The organism is Mycobacterium sp., from assembly GCF_035570115.1.
Taxonomy (GTDB): Bacteria; Actinomycetota; Actinomycetes; order Mycobacteriales; family Mycobacteriaceae; genus Mycobacterium.
On the sequence record NZ_DATMLH010000159.1, the window covers coordinates 1 to 12,991 of the forward strand.

The following is a 12,991-nucleotide window of genomic DNA, read 5'->3' on the forward strand; positions in this document are numbered from 1 at the left end:
CCAACGACGCCTTCCAGAACTTTCTCGCCAGTAACGATTCAACCGGCGGCATCCTGGGCATCGGGGACAATACCAGTGGTGGGGCGGGCGAAAGCCCGTTCCAGGCGGATGGCTATGACGGTGTGACCGTCGACGAACCCGGCGGCTACTTGATTGCCAGTGACAGCAACCCGGGAACGCCCTACGCAGATCTGCCGAGCACCGGCTCGACCCCGACAAGTGACCTGACCGAAACAGTAACGACCAGTAGTCCGATTACTGATCCCACACAGACGCCTGTCGGTACCGGTCTGGTCTCCGACGACCTCGACTCCGGGGGTGTCTACGGAACCATCCCGTCATCCATAGAGTCCAACGCCAACGGAGTGCCGGACGGAGACTATGTCAATGTCTACGACGGCAACACGTTGCTGTACTCCTACCAGGTGGAGAACGCCGGAGGAGACCAGCTACCGAACGAGACGCCGACAGAGGTCTCGGGAAGCTCGATCGATAGCGGCTACGAGGCATTCGAGAATAACCCGGTCTACATCGACTACGACAACGGCGACCTGTACTACGACGACACGTTGAGCTAACGCCGGTCTGAGGCCACCACTCACCGGCCGGTAAGCTGCCACCCATGGAATTGGCCCTGCAGATCACCCTGGTGGTGACCAGCGTCCTGGTGGTCCTGTTGGTGCTGTTGCACCGCGCCAAGGGTGGCGGTCTGTCGACGCTGTTCGGTGGTGGCGTGCAGTCCAGCCTGTCCGGGTCGACGGTGGTGGAGAAGAACCTCGACCGACTGACGCTGTTCGTCATCGGCATCTGGCTGGTGGCCATCATCGGTATGGCACTGCGCATCAAATACAACGCCTGAGCGGCTCTGCTCGCAGCGCGGGCTAGCCTCCGCGCCCCGATACTGGATTCATGGTTGGCGTTTCCGACACCGGGCTGGAGCCAATCGGCGCCGTCCAACGCACCCGCACGGGCCGTGAGGCGACCGAGCCGATGCGCGACGACATCCGGCTGCTCGGCACGATCCTGGGCGACACGGTGCGCGAGCACAACGGCGACGAGGTGTTCGCGCTGGTCGAGCGGGCCAGGGTGGCGTCATTTCGGGTGCGTCGCTCGGAGATCGAACGGGCCGAGGTGGCCCACATGTTCGAGGGCATCGACATCCACCAAGCGATTCCCGTCATCCGGGCGTTCAGCCACTTCGCATTGCTGGCCAACCTGGCCGAAGACATCCACCGGGAGCGCCGCCGGGCAATTCACGTCGCCGCCGGTGATCCACCGCAAGACAGCAGCCTGGCCGCCACGTACGACAAGCTCGACGCCGCCGACCTGGACGCGGCCACCGTCGCCGAGGCGTTAACCGACGCGCTGGTCGCTCCGGTCATCACCGCACACCCCACCGAAACCCGCCGCCGCACGGTGTTCGCTGCCCAACACCGGATCACCGAACTGATGCGGCTACGTGCCGAAGGTCACGCCGACACCGACGTCATCCTGCCCGAGCTGCGCCGCCAGATCCTGACCCTGTGGCAGACCGCGCTGGTCCGGTTGTCGCGGCTGCAGATCACCGACGAGATCGACGTCGGGTTGCGCTATTACCCGGCCGCGTTCTTCGAGGTGATCCCGAAGGTCAACGCCGAGGTTCGGGAAGCGCTGCGCAGCCGCTGGCCGGACGTGGATCTGCTGCCCGAGCCGATCCTGCGGCCCGGCTCCTGGATCGGCGGCGACCGTGACGGCAATCCCAATGTGACCGCCGACGTGGTCCGGTTGGCCACCGCCAGCGCCGCCTATACCGCGCTCGGGCACTATCTCTCCGAATTGACCGCGCTGGAGCAGGAGCTGTCGATGTCGTCGCGGCTGATCACGGTCACACCCGAGTTGGCCGCGCTGGCCGACTGGTGCCAGGAGGCGGCCCGCGCTGACGAACCCTACCGGCGCGCCGTACGCGTGATCCGTGCCCGCCTCAGCGCGACCACGGCCGAAATCCTGGACCGCGAGCCGGAAAACCGGCTCGACCTGGGCTTGGAGCCGTACGCCGACCCGGCGGAGCTGCGGGCCGACCTGGACACCGTCGACGCCTCGCTGCGTGCGAACGGCAGCGCGCTGCTGGCTGACGACCGGCTTGCCCAGCTGCGAGAGGCTATGGACGTCTTCGGATTTCATCTGTCCGCGCTGGATATGCGACAGAACTCCGACGTGCACGAAGAGGTGGTCAGCGAGCTGCTGGCCTGGGCCGGCGTGCATCCGGACTACGCATCACTGCCCGAAGATGAACGGGTCACCGTGCTCATCGACGAACTCGGCACCCGCCGGCCGCTGCTCAGCGAGCGTGCCCAACTCTCGGATTTGGCCCGCAGCGAGCTCGGCGTCATAGAAGCCGCCGCTCGCGCGATCGAAATCTACGGACCGCGCGCGATACCCAACTACATCATCTCGATGTGCCGATCGGTGTCCGACATGTTGGAGGCGGCGATCCTGCTGAAAGAGGTTGGCCTGCTGGATGTTTCCGGGCCGGAGCCATACTGTCCGGTTGGCGTCGTGCCGCTGTTCGAGACCATCGACGACCTGCGCGGCGGCGCGGCGATCCTGGAGGCGGCGTTAGAACTGCCGCTGTACCGGGCGATCGTGCACGCCCGCGACGAGAACCAAGAGGTGATGCTCGGCTACTCCGACTCCAACAAGGACGGCGGGTATCTGGCGGCGAACTGGGCGCTGTACCGCGCCGAACTGGACTTGGTCGAGTCGGCCCGCAAGACCGGAATTCGGTTGCGGCTCTTCCACGGTCGCGGCGGCACCGTCGGCCGCGGAGGGGGACCCAGCTATGAGGCGATCCTGGCCCAGCCGCCCGGAGCGGTGAACGGATCGCTGCGGCTCACCGAACAGGGCGAAGTCATCACCGCCAAATACGCTGAACCGCTGATGGCGCGGCGCAACCTGGAGACCTTGGTGGCTGCCACGCTGGAGTCCACCCTGCTCGACGTCGAAGGTCTCGGTGACGCCGCGGGTCCGGCGTATGACATCCTCGACGACCTGGCCGGCCGGGCGCAGCGCGCCTACGCCGAATTAGTGCACGACACACCGGGTTTCGTTGAGTACTTCCTGGCGTCCACCCCGGTCAGCGAAATCGGGTCGCTGAACATCGGCAGCCGGCCGACGTCGCGTAAGCCCACCCAGTCGATCGCGGACCTGCGGGCGATCCCGTGGGTGCTGGCGTGGAGTCAGTCGCGGGTAATGCTGCCGGGCTGGTACGGCACCGGTTCGGCCGTCGAGGGTTGGCTGGCTGACGGTGGCCGCATCGAGGTGTTGCACGATCTGTATCAACGGTGGCCGTTCTTTCGCACCGTGCTGTCGAATATGGCCCAAGTGCTGGCCAAATCCGATCTGGGCCTGGCGGCTCGCTACGCCGAGCTGGTCGACGATAAAGCGTTGCGCCGCCGAGTGTTCGACAAGATCACCAAGGAGCACACCCGCACCATCAACGCGCAAAAGCTCATTACCGGTCAAGACAACCTGCTGGCCGACAACCCGGCGCTGGCACGGTCGGTGTTCAACCGCTTCCCGTATCTGGAACCGCTGAACCACTTGCAGGTGGAGCTACTTCGGCGCTACCGCTCCGGCGACGACGACGAGCTCGTCCAGCGCGGGATCCTACTGACAATGAACGGGCTGGCCAGCGCGCTGCGCAACAGTGGCTAGACCGTTGCGGCCCGCCGAGTGTGCGGCCAGCTTCACCTTCGCTGTCGAGTGTGCGGCCAGCTTCACTCTCGTGGCAGTCTCGCGAGGTAATGCAACACGCATTGTCCGTCCGCCCTTGCTACGCCACCGATCTGGGCCGGGACGGGCCGCGGGTGCGTTGTCCAATCCGGCGTCATCTGATAGCGGCCGCACAAATGCGTCATCGCCGCCGTCATGGCCGACAGCGAGAACGGCTGGGCCGGACACGAGTGCCGTCCGTGGCCGAACGCCGTCACCAACATGGGCGAGGGGAGTGCCTTCTCGTCGGTCAGCCGGTGCAGCGTCCATCGGTCCGGGTCCCAGTTTTCCAGCCCCGGTGCAACGGACGTGTTGAGCAGGGGCAGCAACGTGGCGATGGTCCACCCCGGCGGCACCTGGTAGCTGACCTCGCCGGTGTCCAAACGGACCGGGGACAGCACGGTGCGGGACATGATCGAGCGTTGCGCCAGACGGGTGGACTCCAGCGCACAGCGCTGGGCCAGGTCGGCATCGGCGGCGACGACGCGCGCCAGATGTTCCGGGTGCTCGAGCAGATCGATCAGCGCCCACCCGAGCGCGGCGGCCAAATTGGACATCGAGGCGATGTGTATCAGCGCGACATCGAGCGCGATTCCGCGAAATCGGTTGTCCTGCGCCTCCGAACACCACGCGTCCACGATCCTGCCGAACAGACCCTGATCGTCCGTACCGCCGGTGTCCCAGCGGCGCGCGGCGGCCGCGACGATATCGACAACCTCGTCGAGGGCCGCGTGCTCGGCTCGCTTGTTCGAGGCTGCGACGGCAGCCATCGCGTCGGGATGCACGAATGCGTCGGCACCGTCGAGGGTGTCGAAGGCCCGCACGAGGCGATCAAACCCCTCGCCTTCGGCACATCCGGGCCCCGCCCAAGACGCAAGCCCCATCCGGTGGCCGAGTCGGCGGGTCAGGTCGAAGACGTCCACCGAGCCCGACGGGCCCAGCTCGATGGTGGTCTCCCGCAGCGCCCAATCCAGGTTGGCCAAGTAGCCGGCGACGTCGTCGCGGCGGAACAGGGTGTTGGGCAGGATGCGCCGGCCGTCGAAGATCTCGTCGGGAAGTTTGCGGCGCAGCATCAGGTAGTCGGCGACGCCTTTGCTGGCCTTCTCCTCGGGCAATCCGTAGAACGATTCGACGCCGGCGGCAGAGAACGTGAACAGGTAGTGATCCTGACCGCTCTGCACGGCGAAGGTGTCGCCGTGTCTGGCCCGGGCCGCCGCGATAGCGGCGACGGCGTCAGAGACCGGGACGTCCCAGGGCAGGCCGATTCCTTCGGCGTAGGGCGCGTCTGAAGCCGAGCAGGCGTCCGGCACCGTTTAATGCGCCGTCCGATTTCGCAGTGAATTGAACAGGTTTCGCACTGCGTGGTCGGCCACCGACAGCGGCGACATCACCGTCTCGCCCACGCTCACCATGTAGTCGATTCGTTCGACAATGGCCTCGACCGGCGCGACGAGCGTGACCAGCCGGCCCATCAGGTCGTCAATCCTGACGAGCGTGGCCTCGAAGTGGTCCAAGCCGGCGTCCAGGCGGTCCACCGCCTCGTTCAAGTGGGAGAGCGAATTGTTCAGGTCCGAGAGGGTATTACCCAGGCCGCCGAGCACGTCTTCGAGTTGCCCCACGGTGACGTCGGCGTTCATTGCCGCCTGGGTGAGCGTCCTGATGCGCTGTCGCGGCGGGCGGCTGCCGGCGCTTTTGTCTGCCATGCGCTCATTATTACTGGCCGGTCGGGAACCCCCGGACTCGAATCGGCATCTGATCGGGTATGCAACCCAGACACTGCGAACATTGCCGCCCCGCCGTGACGACGGGCGCTGCGCCACCCGACATCATTCGGCGGCTGCAGGACTACGTGCTCGGCTACGCCGATCGGCTGGCCGAGCGGCGGCGTTAGCCGGACAGTTTGGCTGCCGCCTGGGTGTCGAGGAACCAGACCGTGTCTTCCCGGCCGACCGCACCGGCGGCCGGTACCGACACCGGGTCGGCGCCGCCGATCGCGGCGGCCACCGCGTCGGCTTTCTCCGCGCCTGACACCAATATCCACACTTCGCGAGACCGCTGGATTGCGGGCAGTGTCAACGTAATTCGTTGCGGCGGGGGCTTGGGTGAATCCTCCACACCGACCACCAGCCGGGTGGTTTCGCGCACGGCTGGAGTGTCCGGGAACAGCGAATTGATGTGGCCTTCGGGTCCCATGCCGAGCAGGTGGACGTCGAAATTCGGTGCGGGGTCGCCCGGTTCGGCGTTCGCGGCCAGGAGTTGCTCGTACGACAATGCGGCGGCCGCAAGATCGCTGCCGAATTCGCCGTCAAGCGCCGGCATCGGGTGCACGTTGCGCGCCGGAATGTCGATGTGATTCAGCAGCGCATCGAGGGCCTGCTTGTCGTTGCGTTCGTCGTCGTCTTCGGCCACGTAACGTTCGTCGCCCCAAAACAGATGCACCTTGGCCCAGTCGATGCGCTGCCCCTGGGCGCCGAGATAACTCAACAGCCGGTTGCCGTTTCCGCCTCCGGTCAGCACGATCAGTGCCCGCCCACGAGCGGCGGCGGCCGCGTCGATGGCGCCGATCAGGCGCTCGCCGGCCGCCGCGGCCAGCCCGTCGCTGTCGGCGAAGGTCTCGACAGTCGTGCTCACACATACTCCACTCGGTCGATGCCTTCGAGCGCCGAAAGGTAGATCGCGTCCGCGTCCAACCGGCGCAGATCCTCGGCGAGACACTCGCGGGTTTCCCTGCGCTGCAATGGGACAAGCGCATCCGGCTTGGCCGTCCGGCTCAACGTCGCCGTCACGCCGTCCTGCGGTCTGCTCAACGTCACCGTCTCGCTGTTGCGCACCAGTTCGACCTTGAGCTCACCGACCGCGCGTCGCACCGGCCCGTCGATGCGGCCCGCCAGCCACCCCGCGAGAACATCCAGCGCAGGCTCGGTCTTCAACCCGGACACCAACGCCGAGCTGATTGGCTCGTGCGGCGGCTGGTCGATCGCCGAGGTGAGCAGTGCCCGCCAGTAGGTGATGCGGCTCCAGGCCAGGTCGGTGTCACCCGGGGTATAACCGGCAAGCCTGCTTTTGATGCAAGCCAATGGGTCAGTCCCGTTGGTTGCGTCGGTGATACGCCGAAGTGCCAGTTGGCCCAACGGATCGCGCGCCGGCACGGCCGGGGCGAGATCCGGCCACCACGCCACCACCGGGATATCGGGCAGCAGGAACGGCAGGACGACGCTGCTGCTGTGTCCGGCGAGTGGGCCCGAAAGCCGAAGCACCACCACCTCGGTGGCGCCGGTGTCGCCGCCGGCCCGCAGTTGCGCGTCCAAACGCGCCTCGGCGGCATCCGCGTCGCCGGTCATCACCACGATTACCCGGCTGGGGTGTTCGTGGCTGGCCGCGATGGCCGCCTCGATGGATTCTTCGAGGATGGTCTCGCTGTCGGGCGCGATAACCAATGTCAGTACCCGGCCGAGAGTCACTGCGCCGACCTTCTCGCGCAGCTCGTCGAGCCTTTTGTTGATTTCGTTAGTACTGGTTTCCGGCAAATCGACGATCATTTGCGCCGCTCCTCCCCGCCCGGGCTCATGGCCGCCGCCATTCCCGGCCGGTCCGGCCGAGCATCTCGAACGACGCTGCCGGTCCCCAGGTGCCCGCCTCATACGGTTCGGGTTTACCGTGTTCGGCCCAGCGGTCGAGAGCCGGATCCAGTATCTCCCAGGCCAATTCGACTTCCTCATTCACCGGAAACAGTGACGGCTCGCCGAGCAGCACATCGAGGATCAGCCGTTCGTAGGCCTCGGGTGATTCTTCGGAGAACGCGGAGCCGTACGAGAAATCCATATTGACGTCGCGTACTTCCATGGCGCTGTCCGGCACCTTGGATCCGAATCGCAAGGTAATCCCTTCGTCGGGCTGTACCCGGATTACCAGCGCATTGGCGCCCAGCTCATCGGTCATCGTTGCGTCGAAAGGCAGATGCGGTGCGCGCTTGAACACCAGGGCGATCTCGGTCACCCTGCGGCCCAGTCGTTTTCCGGTGCGAAGATAGAACGGCACACCGGCCCAACGCCGGGTGTCGACTTCCACGGTGATGGCGGCGAACGTCTCGGTGGTCGAGTCTTTGGAGAAGCCCTCCTCCTCAAGCAGCCCGACCACATGCTCGCCGCCCTGCCAGCCCGCGGTGTACTGGCCGCGGCACGTGGTCTCGTCCAGCGGCTGGGCAAGTTGAACGGCGGAAAGCACCTTGATCTTCTCGGACTGCAGTTCTGAGGGATGGAAACTTACCGGCTCTTCCATCGCGGTCAGCGCCAGTAGTTGCATCAGATGGTTCTGAATCACGTCGCGGGCCGCGCCGATTCCGTCGTAATAGCCTGCACGCCCGCCGAGACCGATGTCCTCGGCCATGGTGATCTGCACGTGGTCGACGTAGTGGGCGTTCCAGATCGGGTCGAACAACTGATTGGCGAACCGCAGCGCCATGATGTTCTGCACCGTTTCCTTGCCCAGGTAGTGGTCAATGCGGAACACCGATTCCTCGGGGAACACACTGTTGACCACATGGTTGAGCTCGCGTGCACTGTCCAGGTCGTGGCCGAACGGCTTTTCGATGACCACCCGCCTCCAGCTGTCGTCCTGGGGACGGGCCAACCCGGCTTTGCTCAACTGCTCGCAGACCGCCGGAAAGCTGTTGGGCGGGATTGCCAGGTAGAACGCGTGATTGCCGCTCGTGCCGCGTTCCGCGTCGAGCTTGTCCAAGGTCTCGGCCAGCTGCGCGAATGCGGCGTCGTCGTCGAAGGTGCCTTTGACGAACCGGCATCCCTCCGCCAGCCTGTCCCAGATCGACTGGCGGAACGGCGTGCGCGAATGCGCCTTGACGGAGTCGTAGATCTCCTTGGTGAAACCTTCGTGGTCCCAGTCTCGGCGGGCGAACCCGACGAGCGCAAAGTTGGGTGGCAGCAAGCCACGGTTGGCCAGGTCGTAGATAGCCGGGACAACCTTCTTACGGGCCAGATCCCCGGTCACGCCGAAGATCACCACCGCGCAAGGCCCGGCGATTCGCGGCAGCCGCTTATCGCGCTTGTCTCGCAGCGGGTTTTGCCACCGTGCGGCACCGGCCGCGCTGCGGGCCGGGCTCATTTGGCGGCGTTGTCCAGCTGCTCCTGAGTCGCGTCGAGGAGCTCCTTCCAGGACGCTTCGAATTTCTCCACGCCCTCGCTCTCCAGCACGAGGAACACGTCCGTCAGGTCGATGCCGACCGCCGTGAGGTTGTCGAAGACCTCTTGGGCGGCCGAGGCGGTGCCGGTGATCGTATCACCGGTGACCACACCATGATCGGCGACCGCGTCAATCGTCTTCTCCGGCATGGTGTTCACGGTGTTCGGGGCGACCAGCTCGGTGACGTAGAGCGTGTCGGAGTAGTCCGGGTTCTTCACGCCGGTCGACGCCCACAACGGCCGCTGCACCCGCGCACCGTCTTTCTCGAGCTGCGAGTAGCGATCGCCACCAACGAAGACTTCCTGGTAGGCGGCATAGGCCAGTCGTGCGTTGGCCACTCCCGCCTGTCCGCGCAGCGCCAGCGCTTCATCGGAGCCGATCTTCTCCAGGCGCTTGTCGATCTCGGTGTCGACTCGTGAGACGAAAAACGATGCCACGGAATGAATCTTGGAGAGGTCGTGTCCGGCCTGCTTGGCCGCCTCAAGTCCCGCCAGGTAGGCGTCCATCACCTCGCGGTGCCGCTCGACCGAGAAGATCAGCGTGACGTTGACCGAAATCCCCTCCGCCAGAACGGCGGTAATGGCGGGCAGCCCGGCCTTGGTGGCCGGGATCTTGATGAATAGATTCGGCCGGTCGACGATCTTCCACAGCTCGATGGCCTGCTGGATCGTCTTGTCGGTTTCGTGCGCCAACCGCGGGTCGACCTCGATGGAGACACGACCGTCGACCCCGCCCGACGCCTCCCACTGCGGTGCCAGCACGTCGCACCCGTTGCGGACGTCGTCGGTGGTGACGGTGCGGATGGTGGCGTCGACGTCGGCGCCGCGCTCGGCCAGCTCTGCGATCTGAGCGTCGTATGCTTCGCCGTGCGACAGCGCCGCCTGGAAGATCGACGGGTTGGTGGTGACACCGACGACGCTCTTGGTGTCGATGAGTTCTTGTAGGTTGCCGGACTGTAAGCGCTGTCGGGACAGGTCGTCCAGCCACACGGATACGCCCGCGGCGCTGAGCGCGGCGAGGTTGGGATTCTGAGTCATCGAATTTCCTTCTTTTAGTTATCCAGTGTTCGTTCCGCGGCGTCGACTACGGCTTCCGGGGTGAACCCGTACTCACGGAACAAAGTCTTGGCATCGGCGGATGCCCCATAGTGCTCGATCGACACGATCTCGCCGGTATCGCCGACCAGCTTGTGCCAACACTGCGCGATGCCGGCCTCGACGGCGACGCGTGCCGACACCGACGGGGGCAGCACGCTGTCACGGTATTCGTACGGTTGCGACTCGAACCATTCGACGCACGGCATCGACACCACGCGCGCGACAATGTCCTTGTCGGCCAACAACTTTTGTGCCTCAACGGCTAGCTGGACTTCGGAGCCGGTGGCGATCAGAACGACGTCTGGTTCTTTGCCGCCGTCATTGCCCAGGATGTATCCGCCCTTGGCCACACCCTCGATGCTGGTCCCCTCCAGCACCGGCAGGCCTTGGCGGGTCAGGATGAGGCCCGCCGGACCGCTGCCGCTGCCGCGCGCCAAGATCGTGCGCCAGGCGTACGCGGTTTCGTTGGCGTCGGCGGGACGCACCACCGACAGGTGTGGGATCGCGCGAAGCGCCGAAAGGTGCTCGATCGGCTGGTGAGTCGGGCCGTCTTCGCCGAGCCCGATCGAATCGTGCGTCCACACGTAGATGGTGTCGATATCCATCAGCGACGCCAGTCGCACCGACGGGCGCATGTAGTCGGAGAATTGCAGGAAGGTGCCGCCGTAGGCGCGGGTCGGGCCATGCAGCACGATGCCGGACAAGATCGCGCCCATCGCGTGCTCGCGGATACCGAAATGCAGGGTGCGGCCATACCAGTGGGCGGTGTAATCCTTGGTCGAAATCGACGGCGGGCCAAAGGAGTCCACGCCCTTCATGGTGGTGTTGTTGCTGCCCGCCAAATCGGCCGAACCGCCCCACAGCTCAGGCAGTTTCGGTCCCACCGCGGTGAGCACCTCCCCGGACGCGGCGCGGGTGGCCAGAGCTTTGGATCCCGGTTCCCAGTGCGGGATGTCGGCGTCCCACCCGTCGGGCAACTTTTCCGCGGTCAACCGGTCCAGCAGCGCTTTGCGTTCCGGCTCGCGTTTCGCCCAAGCCTCGAACTCCGGCTGCCAGCGCTCGTGGGCCTCTTTCCCGCGAGCGACCAGCCCACGGGTGTGCGTGATGACGTCCTCACGTACCTCAAACGTCTTGTCGGGATCGAAGCCCAGGATCTTCTTGACGGCGGCGACTTCTTCGTCGCCGAGGGCCGCACCGTGCGCCTTGCCAGTGTTCATCGCCTTCGGTGCCGGATAGCCGATGATGGTCCGCAGCGAGATGAACGACGGCCGGTCGGTGACGGCCTTGGCGTTCGCGATGGCCTCCTCGATACCGACCACGTTCTCGCCGCCCTCGACCCGCTGCACGTGCCAGCCGTAGGCCTCATACCGGGCCGCGGTGTCCTCGCAGAGCGCGATGTTGGTGTCGTCCTCGATGGAGATCTGATTGTGGTCGTAGAACACGATCAGGTTGCCCAGTTCCTGGACCGCCGCCAGCGACGACGCCTCGGAGGTAACCCCTTCTTCGATATCGCCGTCGGAGGCGATCACGAAGATGTAGTGATCGAACGGGCTGGTCCCGGGGGCAGCGTCCGGGTCGAACAGGCCGCGCTCGTAGCGCGACGCCATCGCCATCCCCACCGCCGACGCGAGACCCTGGCCAAGCGGGCCGGTGGTGATCTCCACGCCCCGGGTGTGCCGGAATTCCGGGTGTCCGGGCGTCTTGGATCCCCAGGTGCGCAGCGATTCGAGATCGGCGAGGTCCAGACCGAAACCGCCCAGGTAGAGCTGGATATAGAGGGTCAGGCTGCTGTGCCCGGCCGACAGCACGAACCGATCCCGGCCGAGCCAGGTGGTGTCGTTGGGGTCGTGCCGCATGGCCCGTTGAAACAGCGTGTAGGCCAGCGGGGCCAGACTCATCGCCGTCCCCGGATGCCCGTTGCCGACTTTCTGGACCGCGTCGGCGGCCAGCACCCGCACGGTGTCCACTGCGGCCGAATCGATCTCGGCCCAGTCGTCGGGATGGTGCGGTTGGGTAAGGGTCGAGATGTCTTCGAGTGTGGTCACAGATGCGGTCCTCGGGTCGACAACGTGATTGATCCCCACCCTAGTGCGGAAACCTACGTCGACGCAGGTCCAGAAGCAGATGAACTCCCGGCAAATTGTTGTGAGTCGACCCTGCACTGCGAGCGGTGCATGCAAGCGGTCTACCATCCTCTGTAGTAGAAGCTGCGCGCTGCTGCGATCCAAGGAGTTATTGCGTGAGCATTCGCGAGCGCGTTGCGCCGAGTCGAGTCAGCACGACTGTGTTGGCTTATTTGGCGTTGACCAAGCCGCGGGTCATTGAGCTGTTGCTCGTCACCGCGATCCCGGCGATGTTGCTGGCCGACCGCGGCATGGTGAACCCGCTGCTGATCCTCAATACCCTGATCGGCGGGATGCTGGCCGCCGGGGGCGCCAACACGCTGAACTGTGTGGCCGACGCCGACATCGACAAGCTGATGAAGCGGACCGCCCGGCGGCCGCTGGCGCGCGCTGCCGTGCCCACCCGGAACGCCCTGGTGTTCGGAGTGGTGTTGAGTGTCGCTTCGTTCTTCTGGCTGTGGCGGACAACGAACCTGCTGTCGGGGTTGCTGGCGGTGGCCACCATCGCGTTCTACGTGTTCGTCTACACCCTGTTGCTCAAGCGCCGCACCTCGCAGAACGTGGTCTGGGGCGGCGCGGCCGGCTGCATGCCGGTGATGATCGCCTGGTCGGCGGTCACCGGCACCATCGAGTGGCCGGCGCTGGTCATGTTCGCGATCATCTTCTTCTGGACGCCGCCGCACACCTGGGCTCTGGCGATGCGTTACAAGGAGGACTACCAGGCGGCCGGGATCCCGATGCTGCCGGCGGTCGCGACCGAACGTCAGGTCACCAAGCAGATCCTGATCTACACCTGGCTGACCGTGGCCGCGACGCTGGCGCTGG

General features: G+C 65.6%; 10 protein-coding genes and 1 pseudogene. 4 read left to right on the top strand and 7 right to left on the bottom strand.

Annotated features, from left to right (window positions below):
- The 3 genes and pseudogenes from VNW74_RS15070 to ppc form a co-directional block, all read left to right on the top strand.
- A pseudogene (locus tag VNW74_RS15070) lies at positions 1–578 on the top strand (hypothetical protein); the annotation flags it as partial.
- A gap of 44 nt (positions 579–622) precedes the next feature.
- A complete protein-coding gene (gene secG, locus VNW74_RS15075; RefSeq protein WP_325678157.1) occupies positions 623–859 on the top strand; it encodes a preprotein translocase subunit SecG in 237 nt (78 codons plus the stop codon).
- Positions 860–909: 50 nt separating this feature from the next.
- A complete protein-coding gene (gene ppc / locus VNW74_RS15080; RefSeq protein WP_325678159.1) occupies positions 910–3,693 on the top strand; it encodes a phosphoenolpyruvate carboxylase in 2,784 nt (927 codons plus the stop codon).
- A gap of 62 nt (positions 3,694–3,755) precedes the next feature.
- On the opposite strand, the gene VNW74_RS15085 is transcribed toward ppc, so the two are convergent.
- The 7 genes from VNW74_RS15085 to tkt all read right to left on the bottom strand — a co-directional run bounded on the left by VNW74_RS15085 (position 3,756) and on the right by tkt (position 12,088).
- Entirely contained in the window at positions 3,756–5,060 is a 1,305-nt protein-coding gene (locus VNW74_RS15085) for a cytochrome P450 (protein WP_325678162.1), read from the bottom strand.
- A gap of 3 nt (positions 5,061–5,063) precedes the next feature.
- A complete protein-coding gene (locus VNW74_RS15090) occupies positions 5,064–5,453 on the bottom strand; it encodes an ATPase (protein ID WP_325678164.1) in 390 nt (129 codons plus the stop codon).
- Between the two features lie 184 nt (positions 5,454–5,637).
- The gene (gene pgl, locus VNW74_RS15095) at positions 5,638–6,381 is read right to left on the bottom strand and encodes a 6-phosphogluconolactonase (RefSeq protein ID WP_325678166.1); all 744 of its coding nucleotides are present in this window, start codon (positions 6,379–6,381) and stop codon (positions 5,638–5,640) included.
- Complete coding sequence (gene opcA / locus VNW74_RS15100; RefSeq protein ID WP_325678168.1) at positions 6,378–7,289, bottom strand: glucose-6-phosphate dehydrogenase assembly protein OpcA; 912 nt, start codon at positions 7,287–7,289, stop codon at positions 6,378–6,380. The genes pgl and opcA overlap by 4 nt, the downstream gene beginning before the upstream one ends.
- Before the next feature lie 25 nt (positions 7,290–7,314).
- Positions 7,315–8,868, bottom strand: a complete 1,554-nt coding sequence (gene zwf, locus VNW74_RS15105; protein WP_325678170.1) for a glucose-6-phosphate dehydrogenase — start codon at positions 8,866–8,868, stop codon at positions 7,315–7,317.
- Positions 8,865–9,983: a transaldolase gene (gene tal / locus VNW74_RS15110; RefSeq protein ID WP_325678172.1), complete on the bottom strand. Its 1,119-nt coding sequence runs from the start codon at positions 9,981–9,983 to the stop codon at positions 8,865–8,867. Before tal ends, zwf begins: the two co-directional genes overlap by 4 nt.
- A 14-nt stretch (positions 9,984–9,997) precedes the next feature.
- A complete protein-coding gene (gene tkt / locus VNW74_RS15115) occupies positions 9,998–12,088 on the bottom strand; it encodes a transketolase (RefSeq protein ID WP_325678174.1) in 2,091 nt (696 codons plus the stop codon).
- A gap of 194 nt (positions 12,089–12,282) precedes the next feature.
- Here tkt and VNW74_RS15120 point away from each other — a divergent pair.
- Positions 12,283–12,991, top strand: a 709-nt coding sequence (locus VNW74_RS15120; RefSeq protein ID WP_325678176.1) for a heme o synthase, incomplete at its 3' end; no start/stop codon positions are given.

What these genes read in the sequence shown, in the direction of transcription:
- secG (WP_325678157.1), top strand. Translation starts at nt 623, where the DNA reads ATGGAATTGGCCCTGCAGATCACCCTGGTGGTGACCAGCGTCCTGGTG.
- ppc (WP_325678159.1), top strand. Translation starts at nt 910, where the DNA reads ATGGTTGGCGTTTCCGACACCGGGCTGGAGCCAATCGGCGCCGTCCAA.
- VNW74_RS15090 (WP_325678164.1), bottom strand. Translation starts at nt 5,453, where the DNA reads ATGGCAGACAAAAGCGCCGGCAGCCGCCCGCCGCGACAGCGCATCAGG.
- opcA (WP_325678168.1), bottom strand. Translation starts at nt 7,289, where the DNA reads ATGATCGTCGATTTGCCGGAAACCAGTACTAACGAAATCAACAAAAGG.
- zwf (WP_325678170.1), bottom strand. Translation starts at nt 8,868, where the DNA reads ATGAGCCCGGCCCGCAGCGCGGCCGGTGCCGCACGGTGGCAAAACCCG.
- tal (WP_325678172.1), bottom strand. Translation starts at nt 9,983, where the DNA reads ATGACTCAGAATCCCAACCTCGCCGCGCTCAGCGCCGCGGGCGTATCC.